At 67.3% G+C, this 16,353-nt stretch carries 15 protein-coding genes and 1 pseudogene; 2 read left to right on the forward strand and 14 right to left on the reverse strand.

Features of this window, described 5'->3' with window-relative positions:
• Nucleotides 1-18: 18 nt before the first annotated feature.
• The 4 genes from ACSQ12_RS16125 to ACSQ12_RS16140 form a co-directional block, all read right to left on the reverse strand.
• Nucleotides 19-1,482 carry an FAD-dependent oxidoreductase gene (locus ACSQ12_RS16125; RefSeq protein WP_436066049.1) on the reverse strand — a complete coding sequence of 488 codons (1,464 nt, stop codon included), beginning with the start codon at nucleotides 1,480-1,482 and terminating at the stop codon, nucleotides 19-21.
• A gap of 105 nt (nucleotides 1,483-1,587) precedes the next feature.
• Entirely contained in the window at nucleotides 1,588-2,844 is a 1,257-nt protein-coding gene (gene cobA / locus ACSQ12_RS16130; RefSeq protein ID WP_436066050.1) for a uroporphyrinogen-III C-methyltransferase, read from the reverse strand.
• A 155-nt stretch (nucleotides 2,845-2,999) separates the two neighbouring features.
• Nucleotides 3,000-3,296, reverse strand: coding sequence for a putative quinol monooxygenase (locus ACSQ12_RS16135; RefSeq protein WP_436066051.1), 297 nt, complete (start codon nucleotides 3,294-3,296; stop codon nucleotides 3,000-3,002).
• 123 nt (nucleotides 3,297-3,419) lie between these two features.
• Nucleotides 3,420-3,881 carry an SRPBCC family protein gene (locus ACSQ12_RS16140; protein WP_436066052.1) on the reverse strand — a complete coding sequence of 154 codons (462 nt, stop codon included), beginning with the start codon at nucleotides 3,879-3,881 and terminating at the stop codon, nucleotides 3,420-3,422.
• Here ACSQ12_RS16140 and ACSQ12_RS16145 point away from each other — a divergent pair.
• A complete protein-coding gene (locus ACSQ12_RS16145) occupies nucleotides 3,880-4,056 on the forward strand; it encodes a hypothetical protein (RefSeq protein WP_436066053.1) in 177 nt (58 codons plus the stop codon). The two genes, ACSQ12_RS16140 and ACSQ12_RS16145, sit on opposite strands and share 2 nt — an antisense overlap.
• 105 nt (nucleotides 4,057-4,161) lie before the next feature.
• Here ACSQ12_RS16145 and ACSQ12_RS16150 read toward each other — a convergent pair whose 3' ends face one another.
• From ACSQ12_RS16150 to ACSQ12_RS16170, 5 genes and pseudogenes are all read right to left on the reverse strand, one after another.
• Nucleotides 4,162-5,127: an ABC transporter permease gene (locus tag ACSQ12_RS16150; RefSeq protein WP_436066054.1), complete on the reverse strand. Its 966-nt coding sequence runs from the start codon at nucleotides 5,125-5,127 to the stop codon at nucleotides 4,162-4,164.
• Nucleotides 5,117-5,842 (reverse strand): ABC transporter ATP-binding protein, encoded by a 726-nt coding sequence (locus tag ACSQ12_RS16155; protein WP_043483399.1) that lies wholly within the window; start codon nucleotides 5,840-5,842, stop codon nucleotides 5,117-5,119. The genes ACSQ12_RS16150 and ACSQ12_RS16155 overlap by 11 nt, the downstream gene beginning before the upstream one ends.
• Before the next feature lie 68 nt (nucleotides 5,843-5,910).
• Nucleotides 5,911-7,074, reverse strand: a complete 1,164-nt coding sequence (locus ACSQ12_RS16160; RefSeq protein ID WP_436066055.1) for an ABC transporter substrate-binding protein — start codon at nucleotides 7,072-7,074, stop codon at nucleotides 5,911-5,913.
• A gap of 104 nt (nucleotides 7,075-7,178) precedes the next feature.
• Nucleotides 7,179-8,501, reverse strand: a pseudogene (locus ACSQ12_RS16165) (aspartate aminotransferase family protein); the annotation flags it as partial.
• Nucleotides 8,502-8,528: 27 nt separating this feature from the next.
• Nucleotides 8,529-9,695, reverse strand: a complete 1,167-nt coding sequence (locus tag ACSQ12_RS16170) for an RtcB family protein (RefSeq protein ID WP_436066056.1) — start codon at nucleotides 9,693-9,695, stop codon at nucleotides 8,529-8,531.
• A gap of 190 nt (nucleotides 9,696-9,885) precedes the next feature.
• Here ACSQ12_RS16170 and ACSQ12_RS16175 point away from each other — a divergent pair, with 190 nt between their 5' ends.
• Entirely contained in the window at nucleotides 9,886-10,212 is a 327-nt protein-coding gene (locus ACSQ12_RS16175) for a GYD domain-containing protein (RefSeq protein WP_209742884.1), read from the forward strand.
• A gap of 20 nt (nucleotides 10,213-10,232) precedes the next feature.
• Here the strand turns inward: ACSQ12_RS16175 and ACSQ12_RS16180 are convergent, their stop codons facing one another.
• From ACSQ12_RS16180 to ACSQ12_RS16200, 5 genes are all read right to left on the reverse strand, one after another.
• Nucleotides 10,233-11,243 carry a GTP pyrophosphokinase gene (locus ACSQ12_RS16180; RefSeq protein ID WP_436066057.1) on the reverse strand — a complete coding sequence of 337 codons (1,011 nt, stop codon included), beginning with the start codon at nucleotides 11,241-11,243 and terminating at the stop codon, nucleotides 10,233-10,235.
• Between the two features lie 167 nt (nucleotides 11,244-11,410).
• Nucleotides 11,411-12,847, reverse strand: coding sequence for a sulfate adenylyltransferase subunit 1 (locus ACSQ12_RS16185; protein WP_436066058.1), 1,437 nt, complete (start codon nucleotides 12,845-12,847; stop codon nucleotides 11,411-11,413).
• Nucleotides 12,847-13,794: a sulfate adenylyltransferase subunit CysD gene (gene cysD / locus ACSQ12_RS16190; RefSeq protein WP_209742880.1), complete on the reverse strand. Its 948-nt coding sequence runs from the start codon at nucleotides 13,792-13,794 to the stop codon at nucleotides 12,847-12,849. Before cysD ends, ACSQ12_RS16185 begins: the two co-directional genes overlap by 1 nt.
• Nucleotides 13,791-14,582 (reverse strand): phosphoadenylyl-sulfate reductase, encoded by a 792-nt coding sequence (locus ACSQ12_RS16195; RefSeq protein WP_436066059.1) that lies wholly within the window; start codon nucleotides 14,580-14,582, stop codon nucleotides 13,791-13,793. The genes cysD and ACSQ12_RS16195 overlap by 4 nt, the downstream gene beginning before the upstream one ends.
• Entirely contained in the window at nucleotides 14,579-16,324 is a 1,746-nt protein-coding gene (locus ACSQ12_RS16200) for a nitrite/sulfite reductase (protein WP_209742878.1), read from the reverse strand. The genes ACSQ12_RS16195 and ACSQ12_RS16200 overlap by 4 nt, the downstream gene beginning before the upstream one ends.
• Nucleotides 16,325-16,353: the final 29 nt, after the last annotated feature.

Consider the following 16,353-nt stretch of genomic DNA (forward strand, 5'->3'; position numbering starts at 1 on the left):
CGCTTAAGAAGGGTGCGGCTAGACCTGAGCGGCCACTCCGTCGCGGGAGATGGACACCATGTCCTCGCGCGGCACAACCTTGACCCGCTCGCGGGCAACCTCCACGCCGTGCGATCCGGTCTCGGTGGCCTTTTCGCCGAGGGCGCGCTCGTGTGCGTCCAGGGCCAGCCAGCCTTCCCAGCTGGTGTACTTCACACCGCGGTCTTCCAGGAGTTCGACGACGGCGTCCGGCGCCGGTGATGCGGCGAGCGGCAGGTTCGCACGGTCTTCCAGCAGGTAGGTCACGGTCTCCAGGGCGTCGCCCTTGGTGTGGCCGATCAGGCCCACCGGTCCGCGCTTGATCCAGCCGGTGGCGTAGATGCCCGGCACGTGGGTGCCGGCAGCGTCCAGGACGCGGCCGCCGTCGTTCGGTACAACACCCTTCTTGTGGTCGAACTCGACCTCCGGGAGGGCGGAACCGAAGTAGCCGATCGCGCGGTACACGGCCTGGACCGGGTAGTCCACGAACTCGCCGGTTCCGCGGGCGTTGCCCGTGCCGTCCAGCTCGGTGCGCTCGAACTTGATGCCGGCAACGCGGCCGGGGGTCTCGGCGTCGTCGTACACCTCAACCGGGCTGTGCAGGAAGTGCAGGTGCAGGCGGCGGGAGGCCGTGAGCTCGGAAAGGTCCTCGGGCTGCTCCGCGATCCAGTTGGTGAGGGTGCCCACCATGGTCTTGGTCTGGTTGTTGCTCTGGACCTGGCGGTCGGATTCCTCGTCGAACTCGAAGTCCTCCGGGTACAGGATGATGTCCACGTCCTTGGAGTGGGCCAGCTCGCGCAGTTCCAGCGGGGTGAACTTCACCTGGGCCGGGCCGCGGCGGCCGAAGACGTGCACATCCGTGACGGGCGAGGACTTCAGGCCGGCGTAGACGTTGTCGGGGATCTCGGAGACCAGCAGGTCGTCGGCGTGCTTGGAGAGCATGCGGGCCACGTCCAGTGCCACGTTGCCGTTGCCGATCACGGCGATTTCCTTGGCATCCAGCGGCCATTCGCGGGACACGTCGGGGTGTCCGTCGTACCAGGACACGAAGTCGGCGCCGCCGTAGGAGCCCTCGAGTTCGATGCCCGGGATGTTCAGGTCCGCGTCCTTGATGGCGCCGGTGGCGAAGATGACGGCATCGTAGTGGGTGCGCAGGTCCTCGATGGAGAGGTCCGTGCCGTAATCAACGTTGCCGAAGAAGCGGATGTCGCCGCGGTCCAGGACCTTGTGCAGCGCGTTGACGATGCCCTTGATGCGCGGGTGGTCCGGGGCCACGCCGTAACGGATCAGGCCGTAGGGCGCCGGGTAGCGGTCAAAGAGGTCGATGCTCACGGTCAGCTCGCCGCTCTTGACGGCTTCGCTCTTGGTGAGGATGTCGGCGGCGTACACGCCGGCGGGGCCGGAACCCACGACGGCGACCCGGAGCGGGCGGGCGGCAGAACCTACGGTGGTGCTATTTGACACGGCTGTGTTCCTTTTTTCTGTCACGGCCCAACTGACTCGCACTTAACGTCGTGAAAACGGCTTTTGGGAGCGTTAACTGCGAGCTAGTTGGGAAGGGGCTTCGGGCTACTTGGTCAGTACGCGGGGGCGGTTCGGGGTGGTGGTGCTGTAGTCGGCGGTCTTGAAGTGCGACGGCGCGAACGGGCTGACGCGGACAACGTCACCGATCACGATCACCGCGGGATTCGCGACGCCGGCGGCCTCGGCCTGGTCAGCGATGGAACCGACAGTGCCGATGGTCACGCGCTGATTGGGCAAATAGCCGTTCTCAACGATGCCAACTGGAGTGTCCTGAGGCAAACCGGCAGCGGCCAGGGCCGCGGTGGATTCGCGGAGCTGACCCACTCCCATGAGCAGCACGATGGTGTGGTCGGAGCGGGCCGGGACCTCGGAGAGCTCCTCGTGCCCGGTGACCACGCTGAAGCCCTTGGCCAGGCCGCGGTGCGTGACGGGAATGCCGGCTGCAGCGGGAACGGAAATCGCCGACGTCACGCCGGAGACCACTTCAACCTCGACGCCGTGCTGGCGGCAGAACTCGGCTTCTTCGCCGCCGCGTCCCAGCACGTAGGGGTCGCCGCCCTTGAGCCTGACCACCCGGTGGCCGGCGAGGGCTTCGTCGACGAGGATCCGGTTGATGTCGGCCTGGGGCACGGGATGGTGGCCGGGAGTCTTGCCCACCTCGATGACGCGGACGTCCGGGGCCAGTTCGTTCAGCAGTTCGCGGGGGCCCAGGCGGTCCGCCACCACGACGTCGGCCTGGCCGAGGAGCCTGCGGCCGCGGACGGTGATGAGCCCGGTGTCGCCGGGACCGCCGCCCACCAGGGCCACGCTTCCCCGGTGCGCCCGCTGGCGGCGCAGCGGAAGGTCGCCGGTTTCCAGCGCGGTGGCCACGGCGTCACGCAGTGCCATGGCGCGGCGCGGGTCTCCCCCGGCGTTCACGGCGATCTGCACGTCGTCCACCACGGCAACCGCGGGCGTCCACGCGGCTGAGGCTTCGTGGTCGGAAGCGTTGACGCACCAGATGCGCTGCTCCTCGGCGTCCGCCGAAACCAGGGCGTCCACGGCGGAATCGCCGGTTGCGGTCTGGACGAACCAGACGCCGTCGACGTCGGACGTACGGTAGGGGCGCTGCTCCCAGGTGAGGAGGCCGGCGTCGGCCAGTTCCCTCAGTCCCGCGGAGGCAGCGGGGGCAACCACGGTTACCCGGGCACCGGCGTCGAGCAGCCCTTTGGCGCGGCGCGTGGCCACCGGCCCGCCGCCCACCACCAGTACGGGGCGGCCCAGCAGGCGCAGCGCCGTGGGGTAAATGTCCTGAATTGCCATAAATCGACGATAGGGCCGCGTCATATACCGGAACAACGGCGCGGAAACACCAGTTCACGTAAGGTAACGCTGCGTCACATTGCTTGTGGACCTGCCATGGTGGGCCTGCGGACCGCAGTGTGGGTGCGCGCCTTATCTGGGGCTTTCCCTCGGCCCTACTTCACGGCGATGAGGTCGATCAGCTTAATGTCGGGATCCTTGGCGAGCATGGCCGGGCCGTGTTCAGCGAGTGCAGCCGGAATGGCACCCTTGAGGTGCGCCTGCCTGTCCTCCTCGGTATCAAAAGTGTCGAAAATGCCGAACGTGTTTTCGCTGACCCGGAAGGCATACCAGGTCCGGGTGCCCGGTTCGTTGTCCACGATCTCCCGGCCTCCGTTGAGGAAGTCCCAAACTTCCTGTTCCTTACCCGGCTTCGCCTCGACCATAGCCAGCAGTCCCAGTTTCGGTGCCATGGCTGTCTCCTCAAATCGTAGGAACCGGGCGATGCCGGCCTTTTCGCGAGTCTAGGCACTTGGTCCGGGCCGGACAAGGGTCCGCCCGTTCGGCGGCCGAGGGCCGGCCCGGCGAAGCGCAGGCTAGGCGGGCGGGTTATTGGGCAGTCCGGCGAGGTACAGCCCGCGGACGGCGATGAGCCGCTCCAGGTACCGCCGCAGCACCAGTCGCTCGGCCATCCGGCCCAAAGGCCCGAACGGCGCCGTGAATTCCACCCGGTCGGTCATGATGCTGCCGTGGCCTGTCTCCTCGAACTCGTGGACATGGCGGAAGGCCTTGAACGGCCCGCGGACCTGCTCGTCCACGAACCTTCCGGGGAACTCCAGCGACGTGATGCGGCTGGTCATGCGGATCGGCAGCCCGAAGTGCCGTGCCCGCCACGTCACTTCCTGGCCCTCGCCGATCAGGCCTGACGTCACGCCCGCCACGGCCCGCTCCCCCGCATCGGCTTGCGACTCAAGGTGCGCATCGATGCTCCGCGCGAGGTCGAACAGTTGTTCCCGGGGCAGGGCGGATTCGGTGCGGCACACGAAGCTGACGGTCATGGCGCCAGTCTGCCAGACCCCGGCAGCACGGCGTAGCGCCCTCGCCGTCGCCGTCGCCGTCGCCGTGGGGCTCGCCGTCGCTGTGGGGCTCGCCGCCGTCGTGGGGCACATTGAGGTCGGTTCGGCCGCGGGGGCCGTCAATCCGCGGCGTGTCCGTGTCGAAGTGCCCCATTAAGGCCGCCGGCGCACCTCAACGCGACAGAAACAGCAGAGCCCGACGGCGGGACTCGCCGTCGGGCTCTGCTCTTGGGTTCTGCTCGGGCTGCCTAAGACGCGGACCCTAGCGGGTGCTGCCGGCGAGGAGTCCGCGGCGCCGGAGGAGGCGCTTTTCTATCGGCGCGAAGACCAGCAGTTCAATCAAGATGCCCACTGCGAGGATCAGCAGGATGGCAGACATCACGATGGTCATGTCCGCCAGGTCGCGGCCCTGGTTCAGCATGGAGCCCAGGCCGAAGCCGATGGTGCCGCCCACCGCGATGATTTCCGCGGCCATGAGGGACCGCCACGAGAAGGCCCAGCCCTGCTTGAGTCCGCTCAGGTAGCCCGGCAGGGCGGCCGGAAGGATGATCTGGAGGGCCATCTGCAGCCGGTTGGCGCCCAGCACCGTGCCCACGCTGCGGTACTGCGGCGGGATCTGGTCCACGCCGGAGATCAGGCCGTTGATGATGGACGGGATGGCGCCCATGAACACCACGAAGTACACCGTGGCATCGGTAAGGCCGAACCAGATGATCGCCGCGGGCACCCAGGCCACGGACGGCAGCACCTGCAAACCGGAGATGAGCGGGCCGAACGCCCGGCGCAGCGGGGCGACCTGTGCCAGCAGGAGCCCGATCGGCGTCGCAATCACCACGCTGATCAGGAAGCCGATGATTCCGCGCTGCAGCGACGTCCAGACCGCTTCCTGCAGGGAACCTTCGGCCCACAGGGTGCCGAACTGGCCGAGCACGTCGAGCGGGCCGGGCACCAGGTCCCGGCGCTTGAAGCCGAGCGAAACGTAGAACTGCCACACCAGGACCAGCACCACGAGCGCGGCCACCGGGAGCAGGATGCGGCTCCAGTCGATACGCGCGGCACGGGCTGCGTCCGACTGCAGGGAATCAAGGCCTGCTTCAAGCTCGCGCAGGTCCTCGTTGCCGGTGGAGGACCGGGTCAGGGCCGCGTGCACCTTGCGGGTTTCGGGCTCGGTTGTGGATGCCTCGCCGTTAACGGGGGCTTCGGCCAAGGGCGTTGGGTTACTTGGCATGGCGGCGGATCTCCTCTCGCAGCCGGGCGGTGATGACCCCGGTCAGCTGTCCGGCAAGACCGGCGTCGGTACGGTGTTCCTCGGTGACGTTCCATTCCTGGACCACCCGGCCGGGGCGTGAGGACAGCAGGAGCACCCTCTGGCCCAGCCGGACGGCTTCGCGGACGTTGTGCGTCACAAAGACGATGGTGCGGCCGGTTTCCTTCCAGATCCGTTCCAGTTCGTCGTGCAGGAGGTCGCGGGTGATGGCGTCCAGGGCGGCAAAAGGCTCGTCCATGAGCAGCAGCTGCCGGTCCTGGGCCAGGGAGCGGGCCAGGGAGACGCGCTGGCGCATGCCGCCGGAGAGCTCGTGCGGGCGCTTGTCGCCGGCACCGCCCAGGTGCACCAGGTCCAGGAGTTCGTTGGCCTTGGTGCGCCGCTCGGCCTTGCCCACCCCGCGCAGCTTCAGGGCGAGTTCGATGTTTTCCCGGGCCGTCAGCCACGGGAAGAGGGCGGCGTCCTGGAACATAAAGGCTGCGCCGTCGCTGGGGACCTCAAGGGCGCCCGACGTCGGCAGCTCCAGTCCCGCCATGATGTTCAGCAGGGTTGACTTGCCGCAGCCGGAGGCGCCGAGGAGGGCGACGAACTCGCCTTGCGCGATGCTGGCGTTGACGTCGTCCAGCACCGGGGCGCCGTCGCCGAAGCGCTTGCCCAGGTTTTCCAGTACGACTGGCATGGTCCTGTCCTTACGTTGAGGGGGCTGGTGGTGGTGCTCAGGGTGGTGTTTTGGGTGGTGCGTGCCGGTCAGTCGCTGCCGAGTCCGGCTGCGGAGACCTTGTTGCCGCCGGTTTCGGCGGTGACGCTGTTCAGGGCGGTGAGGTCGAAGATGCCGTTGATGTCCGCCTGCTTGGTGGTTCCGGCCTTCACGCCGTCCTCGAGCAGTTTCTTGTAGGTTCCGGCCAGCGGATCCACGGTGAAGACGATGTTCTTGAGTGACCGGTCGATAACGTCGGCAGGGAGTTCGGCTCCGCCGGACTCCTTCAGCGCGGCATTCAGCACGCTTGCCTTTTCCGCAGCGGGAGTGTCATTGAGCCAGGCGACGGACTCGGTGTGGCCCTTCAGCAGGGCCTTGACGGTGTCCGGGTGGTCCGCGGCGAACTTCTTGTTCACGATCAGGATGGTGGTGGGGAACTCGCCCGGCTTGCCCGTCAGCGACCCGTCCCACAAATCCTTCTCGTCCTGCAGCACCTTCGCGCCGGCCTGCAGCACCAGCCGGGACGCCCACGGCTCGGGCAGCCACGCGCCGTCGAGCTTGCCGTCCTGGAACAGCTTCAACGTCTGCGCGTTCTCGGTCGGGTTGATCGCCACATCCCCGCTGCCGTCGGTGTTCGTCTTGTAGCCCTGCCCGGCGAGCCACGCGCGCAGCGCCACATCCTGGGTCCCGCCCAGCTGCGGTGTGGACAGGGTCTTGCCCTTCAAATCCGCCGCCGAGCCGATCTCCGGCTTCACCACCAGCTGCGCCCCGCCCGCCGCGGCGCCCGCAATGATGCTCACGGACTCACCCCGGCTCTTCACAAACGAGTTGATGGCCGGGTTCGGCCCGATGTATGTGGCATCGATCGCGCCGGCGTTCAGCGCCTCGATCGCGGCCGGGCCGGCGTTGAACACCTGTGTGCTGAGCTTGGTATCGCCCAGGCTCCTGGCAATGAAACCCTGCTTCACGCCCACCAGTGCCGGGGCGTGCGTGACGTTGCCGAAGTAGCCCAGCTTCAACTCCGCAGCAGGTGTCGGAGCGGGGGCAGCTGCCTGGGCTGCGGAGTCACGGGAAAGGGTTGACGCCACCACGGCACCGGCGGCAATAAGCAGCACCAGGCCGAGGGCAACCAGGACCTCCACGGCGCGCTTGCGCTTCGGGTTGTTGCTCTCTCCTGCCACGATGCGGATCATTCCGGGCTGGGGACTTGTCATTGTTTCACCATAGGGAGTGACATAAACCCGTTCAATGAAGCGGAAACGGGGGGTCACGCGGGTTCATCTAGCGTCATATTCGAACGTCCCCGGGCCGTCCCGGCTCAGGTCACGTAAGTGTCCGCTGCCGCCAGGGCCTCATCCAGGATTGCCACGCCCGCGGCGGCGTCGGAGTCGTTCACGTTGAGCGGAGGGGCGACGTGGACGCGGTTGCCCTGGACCAGCGGCAGCAGGCCCCGTTCCCGGCAGGCCTTGACGACGGAGACCATCGGCGCGTTGGCCGTGCCGGTGGCTCCGGCCGGGACGAGCGGCTCTTTGGTCAGCCGGTTGCGGACCAGTTCGAGGGACCAGAGTCCGCCGATGCCGCGAACGTCCCCGACTGACGCGTGCTTGTCGGCGAGCGCCCGGAGCCCGGGCCCCAGGATGTCTGCCCCGAGGCGCGCGGCTGCAGCGACCGTGTCTTCCTCGTGCATCGCCCTGATGGCGCCGACGGCTGCCGCGCAGGCGAGCGGATGTCCGCTGTACGTGAGGCCCGCCGGGTAGGGGCGCTTGGTGAACATCTCGTAGATCGCGTCCCCCACCAGGACGCCGCCCAGCGGCACGGACCCGGAGTTCACGCCCTTCGCGAACGCCATCAGGTCGGGTGCCACGCCGTCGTGGTCGACGCCGAACCAGGCTCCCGTACGCCCGAAGCCCACCATCACCTCGTCGGCGATATAGACGATGCCGTGGCGGGCGCACAGCTCACGGACCCCGCGCAGGTAGCCGGCCGGCGGCACGATGACGCCCGAGCTGCCGGTCACGGACTCCAGGACCAGGCCGGCGATGGTCGACGGGCCCTCCAGGAGGATGACCTGCTCGAGATGCGCGAGCGCCCGTTCGGCCTCCTCCTCCGGCGTCCGCGACCCGAATGCCGACCGGTACAGGAAGGGACCGAAGAAGTGGACGGCACCTGCCGCCCCGGTGTCCGAGGCCCAGCGGCGCGGGTCGCCGGTGAGGTGGATGGAGGCCGCCGTCGAGCCATGATAGGAGCGGTAGGCGGCGAGCACTTTCGGCCGTCCGGTGTACAGGCGCGCCATCCGGACCGCATGCTCGATGGCCTCCGTTCCACCGGTGGTGAACAGCACGTGCCCCAGGCCCTCCGGCGCTACCTCCACAATCAGCCGCGCCGCCTCGCCCCGGACATCGGACGCATTGCCGGGTGCGAGCGTGCACAGACGGTCCGCCTGCTCCTTGATCGCAGCAACGATGCGCGGATGTTGGTGGCCAAGGTTGGTGAAGACCAGTTGCGAACTGAAGTCCAGGTAGCGCCGCCCGTTGACGTCGGTGACATAGCTCCCGGAGCCACCGACCAAGGTAGGAACGTCGCGCGGCCCCTGTATTACCCAGGGGTGGAAGACCAGATCGTCGAGATTCATGACATCCTCCGTTTCTCTTCTTTGGGCTGACCAGGTTCAGTCGCCTTTGACGTTGACGAGCTGCCGCAGCCTGTGGCGGACCCTCACCAGGTCCTCCGCGTCGTGCATCACGACGTCAATGGGCTTGTACGCCGCGGGAATCTCGTCGATGAAGGCCTCCGATGCACGGAACTCAATCCCCTGCATCGCCTTCTTCAGCTCGGCCAGGGAGAACGCCTTGCGAGCTGCTGTGCGCGAGTACTCGCGGCCGGCACCATGCGGCGAGGAATTCAGCGCCACGCGGTTGCCGCGGCCGGCCACCACATACGAGGCTGTGCCCATGGACCCCGGGATCAGGCCCGGGTCCCCGGCCTCGGCCCTGATGGCACCCTTGCGCGAAACCCACACCGCCTTCCCGTAATGGGTTTCCCGGCGGGTGAAGTTGTGGTGGCAGTTGATCCGTTCCCGTTCCAGCACCTTTCCGCCTGTCCAGTTGCCAAATTGGCTGATCACGCGGTCCATCATTTCTTCACGGTTCAGCAGTGCGAACCGCTGGGCCCAGTGCAGCTCGTCGATGTACCGGCTGAACTCGGCCGTGCCCTCTTCCAGGTAGGCGAGGTCGGCGTCGGGAAGCGCGATCCGTTTCTCCCGCGTCATGCGCTGCGCGACGCTGATGTGGTGCTGCGCGATCTTGTTGCCAATGCCGCGGGAGCCGGAGTGCAGGAACAGCCAGATGGCATCCGTCTCGTCCGCGCAGACCTCGATGAAATGGTTGCCTGATCCGAGCGAGCCGAGCTGGAGCTCCCACTTCGCTACGTACTGGCCGGGTTCAAACCTGGCCTTGGCTGCCAGCCTCCTCAGCTCGGCGATACGCGGTTCGGCCGTGGCCATGATCCTGCGGTTGTTGTGACCGGCCGACAGCGGGATGACGCGCTCAATGGCTTCCCGCAGCCGTTTCCGGTCCTGGGGGAGGTCCGTGAGGAGGTACTGCGTCCTGACGGCAATCATGCCGCAGCCGATGTCCACCCCCACCGCCGCCGGAATCACGGCGCCCAGGGTGGGAATGACGGACCCCACCGTGGCGCCCTTTCCCAGGTGGGCGTCCGGCATCAGCGCCAGATGCGGATAAATGAAGGGCAAGCGCGAGGTTCTCACGGCCTGCTCCCGCGTCTCGGCATCCAGGATGGAAGCCCAGTTGATGAGCCGGCTGTTGATGCGTTCCACGATCTGCCCTCCCGCCGGGATAGGGCGAAAGTAAGGCCGCGGGGCGGCCGTGTCAACACCCCGAGGTAACCCATGAAAGAAGCCGGCAGCCATTGCTGACCGGGCAGCCGACTGCCATCCTTGCTGGACCGGCGCTACCGGCACAACCAGCCACCGGGCCACCGGCCCGCCAAGAGGAAAGGACGAGACGATGCCGCTCTATCTGTCGAGGTTCAGCTACACACCGGAGACCTGGGCCAAAATGACCAGCAATCCCGAGGACCGCAGGAAGGCCGCCCAGACTTACATCGAATCCGTCGGCGGCAAGCTCCACGGCTTCTGGTACGCCTTCGGCTCCTACGACGGCTACAACCTGTGGGAGGCACCGGACAACGTGTCCATGGCCGCGGTGGCACTGGCGATCAGCGGAGGCGGCGCGCTCAGCTCATTCGAAACGACAGTGCTCCTGAGCGTCGACGAAACACTCGAAGCCCTTCGCATGGCCGATCACATCAAGTACAGGCCTCCCGGCACCTGAGGAATCGATCCTCAAGAGCCTCAGTCCTGCATGCGCTCCAGCCGGTACGTCAGCTTCGCTTCCCGCTTGGGGTCGTCCCCCAGGGACTTGGTACGCGCAATGTAGTCCACGCCCCACGTCTTCAGCAGGAAGTCGTCGGCAATGCGGACGTGGCCGGCGGGGAATTTGTAGTCCATCCGCTTGGCCACGCCGGACCAGTCGGCGGCACCGAAGAGTTCTTCGGCGTCGGCCACGGTCCGCACCCCGTTGGCCGCCAGCAGGTCCCCCAGCCAGCCGTATTGCCGGGCCTGGCTCCGGGGGTGTTCGGACAGCAGCCGGGCGAGCATGTCCTGGAGGATGTCCCCGGTGAGCTCGGTAGCGGCAGGGTTCGCGGCGAACTCCGCCGTACTCTCGGCCTGGCGGCGTTTGACGATGTCGTTGATCGCGGAGAACTGGGCGTCCGCGAGCTCGATCAGGGTTGACGCCATAGTGAACGCGCGGTCCACTTCCGCGTTGGCCTCGGCCAGGCCCTTGTAGCGGATGTCATGTTCGAAGGCCGCCCACGCGTGCTGCAGCACGGTCCGGATCTGGACCTCGAAGCGCTCCCCGATGAACGTCTGGCAGCCCACGGGAACGTTCTCGGCAGGGACTTCCAGGATCAGGTGCCGGCCGGCGTAGCCGATCTGGCCGTTCCGCCGCTGGGAGCTCGTTTTGTCGTCGTCTTCGCGGCAGCTGAATTGCCCCTTCAGGGCCGTTGCAACGTCGGCAATGTCGGGCTCCAGGAACATGATGACCCTGACGCCGATGAGGTCGTCCAGCTGCTCGAGTCCACGTTCATATTTGAATCTGCCATCGGCGGTGAGCCGGTCCAGCTTTCCCTTGACCGAACCCGGATCCTTGACCCGGGCCTGCACGGTGTGATGGTTGAGGCCGTCATCGCGGAGCCGGGCACGGATGGCGTGCCCGATGGCGTCCGATGCCGCATTCAGCCGGGGCAGCCGCGCACTGTATTGCGCCAGGGAGCTGGCTACAACTGACTCATGATCTTCCACCCGGTCCCCCTCAGATCATCGCGCAGCGCATCTACCAGCAGAGTATCCAAGGCAGCGGGTTTCAGCTACTGCCGGGCTTTCAGGTTTCCCGGACAAAAACAGCGGCTTGTTCGCAGAACCGTTCCTTGAAGGTCGGGTTTTGCGAACAAGCCGCGGTTCCTCGTGAATTAGATGCTGTAGCGCTCGTCCTCGTGGTCGCCCGGGTGGTCGTTGACCAGGCCGGCGGCCAGGGTGTTGCCGTCCAGCGGATCGATCACCAGGAAGGCGCCGGTGCGGCGGTGGTGCAGGTAGTTCTCCAGCGGCAGCGGCGCGGCGAGCCGGAGCTGCGCGTGGCCGATGTCGTTGAGCTCCAGGCTGGACGCACCCTCAAGCTTGAAGGTGGCCAGGTCCAGTTTGCCGCTGACGCTGCGGACCAGCGCCTGCACGGTGCGCGTGCCGTGCTTCACCAGCACCTTGGCACCCTCGCGGAGCGGCTTCGGGGAGAGCCAGCACAGCGCCGCGTAGAGGTCGGCGGAGGCTTCGCGGACGGTGCCTGCGGCGGCGATCGTGTCGCCGCGGGCGACGTCGAACTCGTCTGCAAGGCGGATCGCCACTGACTGCGGTGCCACGGCTTCGGTGAGCTCGGCGCCCGCGAAATCGATGCCCGTCACCGTGGTGGTGCGCGGGTCCTGGCCGGGGGTCAGCACGCTGACCTTGTCCCCCACCTTCACCGAGCCTTCGGTGATCTGCCCGGCGTAAGCACGGTAGTCACGGTATTTCTCGACGTCGAGTCCGCCGGCAACCGCGTCAGGCGCCAGCGCGCCCTGCGGCCGGACCACCAGCTGCACCGGGAACCGGAAGCTCTCCAGGTGGCTTTCCAGTTCGTCCGCGGCAGGAAGGGTTTCGAGTACTTCGAGCAGTGCCGGTCCCGTGTACCAGGGGGTGCGCTCCGAGCGCTCCACCACATTGTCGCCGTCGAGCGCGGAGACCGGAACCACGGTCAGATCAGTGATGCCGCCTGTATTTAATTCGTCACGACCGAGGCCCAGTTCTCGGCCTACCTTCTGCACGTCGGCTTCGATCTCGCGGAACACGCTCTCGCTGAAGTCCACCAGGTCGATCTTGTTCACGGCCACAATCACGTGGGCCACTCGCAGCAGCTGCAGCACGGACAGGTGCCGGCGGGTCTGCTCCAGGACACCCTTGCGGGCGTCAATGAGCACGACGACGGCATCCGCGGTGGACGCGCCGGTCACCGTGTTCTTGGTGTACTGCACGTGCCCGGGGCAGTCGGCCAGGATGAAGCTGCGGCGGTCGGTGGCGAAGTAGCGGTAGGCGACGTCGATGGTGATGCCCTGTTCGCGCTCGGCGCGCAGGCCGTCGGTCAGGAGGGCCAAGTCAATGCCGCCGGCCGAGCCGCCGAATCCGCGGTCCGCGGAGGTGCGGGCGACGGCGTCGAGCTGGTCTGCCAGGATCGCCTTGGAGTCGTGCAGGAGGCGGCCCACCAGAGTGGACTTGCCGTCGTCGACCGAGCCGGCGGTGGCGAAGCGGAACAGCGAGGCGTGCGCGAGGGGGGCCTCGTCAAGAAGGGCAGCCACGCGGGCTGTATCGATTTCGGTGCTCATTAGAAATAGCCATCCTTCTTGCGGTCTTCCATGGCGGCCTCGGAGATGCGGTCATCCGCACGGGTGGCGCCACGTTCGGTGATGGTGGAGGCGGCAACTTCAATGACGACGTCGCGCACCGTGGCGGCGGCTGACTCAACAGCGCCGGTGCAGGACATGTCACCGACGGTCCGGTAGCGGACGGTCTTGGTGATGACTTCCTCGTCGGGGCGGGGCTGGGAAACCTCGCCGACCGCGCGCCACATGCCGTCGCGGGCGAAGACCTCGCGGTCGTGGGCGTAGTACAGGCCGGGCAGCTCGATGTTTTCGCGCTCGATATAGCGCCACACATCCAGCTCGGTCCAGTTGCTGATGGGGAAAGCGCGGACGTGCTGGCCCACGGTGTGGCGGCCGTTGTACAGGTTCCAGAGCTCGGGGCGCTGGTTGCGCGGATCCCACTGGCCGAATTCGTCGCGGAGGCTCAGGATCCGCTCCTTGGCGCGGGCCTTGTCCTCGTCACGGCGGCCCCCGCCGAAGACGGCGTCGAACTTGTTGCGCTGGATCGCGTCCAGCAGCGGGACGGTCTGCAGCGGGTTGCGGGTGCCGTCGGCACGCTCGGCCAGTTCGCCGGAATCGATGAACTCCTGCACGGAGCCCACCACCAGCTTCAAGCCCAGGCGCTCCACCGTGCGGTCGCGGAAGTCGATGACCTCGGGAAAGTTGTGGCCAGTGTCCACGTGCAGCACCGGGAAGGGGACCTTGCCCGGCCAGAACGCCTTGGTGGCGAGGTGCAGCATCACCACGGAGTCCTTGCCGCCGGAGAACAGCAGCGCAGGCTTCTCGAACTCGGCAACAACCTCGCGGATGATGTGGATGGCCTCGGACTCGAGGGTGTCCAGGGACGAGAGGCGTGTGGAGACGGCCGAGTCAGTCACCTGGGTGGGCTCCTCAGTTAGGAAAGTGCTCATACGTGTAGTCCGCATTCTGTCTTGTCGGTTCCTGCCCAGCGGCCGGCGCGGGGGTCATCGCCAGGCGCTACCTTGCGTGTGCAGGGCTGGCAGCCAATGGACGGGTAGCCCTGTGAAAGCAGCGGGTTGACGGGAAGGAGGTTGTCGTCGGAGTACTGCACCAGCTGGTCGAAGCTCCACGCTGCCACCGGGTTGACCTTGACCAGGCCGTTGGCCTCGTCCCAGGTGATCAGCGGGGTGTTGGTGCGGGTGGGGGCTTCGTCGCGGCGCACGCCGGTGAACCAGACCTCGTAGCCGGCCAGGGTGCGGCGCAGCGGGGCCACCTTGCGGAGGGCGCAGCACTGGGCGGGGTCGCGGGCGAAGAGGTCCTTGCCGAGGAGGCGGTCCTGCTGCTCCACGGTGTTCTCCGGAAGCACGTCCACCACGTTGACGCGGAGGTTTGCGGCCACCTCGTCGCGCGTGGCGTAGGTTTCCGGGAAGTGGTAGCCGGTCTCGAGGAAGAGGACGTCGACGCCGGGAAGCTGGTCAGCCACGAGTGCCGGCAGGACGGCGTCGGCCATGGAGCAGGCCACGGCCACGGCGGGCAGCTCGAAGTTGCGCTCCACCCAGGCGATGACATCGCGGGCGGGGGCGTCCCAGCCGAGCTCGGCAGCGCCGGCCTCGGCCAGCGCCTTGAGCTCATCGTGGGAGCGGAGCTTCGGGACGGCGGTTGCCACCGTGGCGTCGACCTGGGCAGAGGCCTCAGCCGGAGCTGCCACGGGGTCTACTCCAAGTGCGTGCTTGCTCATTGCAGGTCCTCCTCTTCGGCTGCGTGGGCCCACTCGGCGAAGGTCTGGCCTTCGGCGTGCTCGGCCGCGAACTTCCGGACCACGCGTTCCACGTAGTCGGGCAGGTCCTCGACGTAGACCTTCAGGCCGCGGACGGTACGTCCGAGGCCTGCTTCCTCGCGGGTGGAGGAAGCCAGCCCGCCGCCCAGGTGGACCTGGAAGCCGGGGCTGGGGTCGCCGTCGGGCGTTGGCAGCATCATGCCCTTGAGTCCGATGTCCGCGGTCTGGATGCGGGCGCAGGAGTTGGGGCAGCCGTTGATGTGCAGGGACAGGGCGTGGGGCAGCTGGCCGCTCTCCGCCAGGTCCGCGAGGCGGCGTTCCAGCTCGGCCACGGCGGTTGCGGCGGTGACCTTGGTTTCCACGATGGCCAGCTTGCAGTATTCGATGCCGGTGCAGGCGATGGTGCCGCGGCGGAACACGGACGGCCGGGCGGAGAGGCCCAGGGCGTCGAGCTCGGCCACCAGCGGTTCAACCTCGTCCTTGGGGACGTCCAGCACAACCAGCTTCTGGTGCGGGGTGGTGCGCAGGCGGTAGGAGCCGCGGGCTTCGAGGGTGTCCGCGAGCTTCACCAGCTGCGCGCCGGAGAGGCGGCCCGCAATCGGGGTGGCACCGATGAAGAACTTGCCGTCCTTCTGCTCGTGCACGCCCACGTGGTCGCCCGGGGTGGACGGCTTGGGTGCGGCGGGACCGTCGGCCAGCTTGTAGCCGAGGTATTCGTCCTCGAGGATCTGGCGGAACTTCTCCGGGCCCCAGTCGGCCATCAGGAACTTCAGGCGTGCCTTGGTGCGCATGCGGCGGTAACCGTAGTCACGGAAGATGCTGGTGACGCCGAGCCACACGTCGGCTGCCTGCTCAGGCGTGACGAAGGCTCCGAGGCGCTTGCCAAGCATCGGGTTGGTTGACAGCGCGCCGCCGGCCCAGAGGTCGTAGCCGATGCCGAGTTCGGGGTGCTTGACGCCCACCAGGGCGAAGTCGTTGATCTCGTGCACCACGTCCTGGCTGGGGTGGCCGGTGATGGCGGTCTTGTACTTGCGCGGCAGGTTGGACAGCAGCGGGTTGCCGATGAACCGCTCCCCCAGCTCCTCGATCAGGGGCGTGGGATCGATGAGCTCGTCCTTGGCGATGCCGGCCACGGGCGAGCCGAGGATGACGCGGGGGACGTCACCGCAGGCTTCGGTGGTGGACAGGCCTACACCTTCCAGCCGGTTCCAGATCTCGGGGATGTCCTCCACCCGAATCCAGTGCAGCTGGATGTTCTGGCGGTCGGTGAGGTCGGCCGAGTCCCGGGCGAAGTCCACGGAGATGTTGCCGATCACGCGCAGCTGCTCGGTGGTGAGCGCACCGCCGTCGATCCGAACCCGGAGCATGAAGTACTTGTCCTCAAGCTCGTGCGGCTCCAGCGTGGCGGTCTTGCCGCCGTCGATCCCGGGCTTGCGCTGCGTATAGAGGCCCCACCAGCGGAAGCGGCCGTGCAGGTCCTGGCCGGGGATGGAGTCGAAGCCGTCCTTGGAGTAGATGGACTCGATACGCTCGCGGACGTTGAGGCCGTCGTCCTCCTGCTTCCAGGTTTCGTTGGCGTTGAGCGGCGTGGTGCCGTCAACCTTCCACTGTCCGTGCGGCTTCGCTGCCGGTCGGTTGGCGCGTGCGGGTCGCTTGGGGGCAGCGGAGTCCGCGGACGCTCCGGCTAGAGCTGTATCAGTCATGCATCGACTGTAGGTCCCACCGGAAAGCC

The organism is Arthrobacter sp. LjRoot14 (genome assembly GCF_964253905.1).
GTDB lineage: Bacteria > Actinomycetota > Actinomycetes > Actinomycetales > Micrococcaceae > Arthrobacter.

Coding starts and splice junctions, on each gene's coding strand:
- cobA (WP_436066050.1), bottom strand. CDS start 2,844: ATGGCAATTCAGGACATTTACCCCACGGCGCTGCGCCTGCTGGGCCGC.
- ACSQ12_RS16135 (WP_436066051.1), bottom strand. CDS start 3,296: ATGGCACCGAAACTGGGACTGCTGGCTATGGTCGAGGCGAAGCCGGGT.
- ACSQ12_RS16145 (WP_436066053.1), top strand. CDS start 3,880: ATGGCGCCAGTCTGCCAGACCCCGGCAGCACGGCGTAGCGCCCTCGCC.
- ACSQ12_RS16140 (WP_436066052.1), bottom strand. CDS start 3,881: ATGACCGTCAGCTTCGTGTGCCGCACCGAATCCGCCCTGCCCCGGGAA.
- ACSQ12_RS16150 (WP_436066054.1), bottom strand. CDS start 5,127: ATGCCAAGTAACCCAACGCCCTTGGCCGAAGCCCCCGTTAACGGCGAG.
- ACSQ12_RS16155 (WP_043483399.1), bottom strand. CDS start 5,842: ATGCCAGTCGTACTGGAAAACCTGGGCAAGCGCTTCGGCGACGGCGCC.
- ACSQ12_RS16160 (WP_436066055.1), bottom strand. CDS start 7,074: ATGACAAGTCCCCAGCCCGGAATGATCCGCATCGTGGCAGGAGAGAGC.
- ACSQ12_RS16175 (WP_209742884.1), top strand. CDS start 9,886: ATGCCGCTCTATCTGTCGAGGTTCAGCTACACACCGGAGACCTGGGCC.
- ACSQ12_RS16185 (WP_436066058.1), bottom strand. CDS start 12,847: ATGAGCACCGAAATCGATACAGCCCGCGTGGCTGCCCTTCTTGACGAG.
- cysD (WP_209742880.1), bottom strand. CDS start 13,794: ATGAGCACTTTCCTAACTGAGGAGCCCACCCAGGTGACTGACTCGGCC.
- ACSQ12_RS16195 (WP_436066059.1), bottom strand. CDS start 14,582: ATGAGCAAGCACGCACTTGGAGTAGACCCCGTGGCAGCTCCGGCTGAG.
- ACSQ12_RS16200 (WP_209742878.1), bottom strand. CDS start 16,324: ATGACTGATACAGCTCTAGCCGGAGCGTCCGCGGACTCCGCTGCCCCC.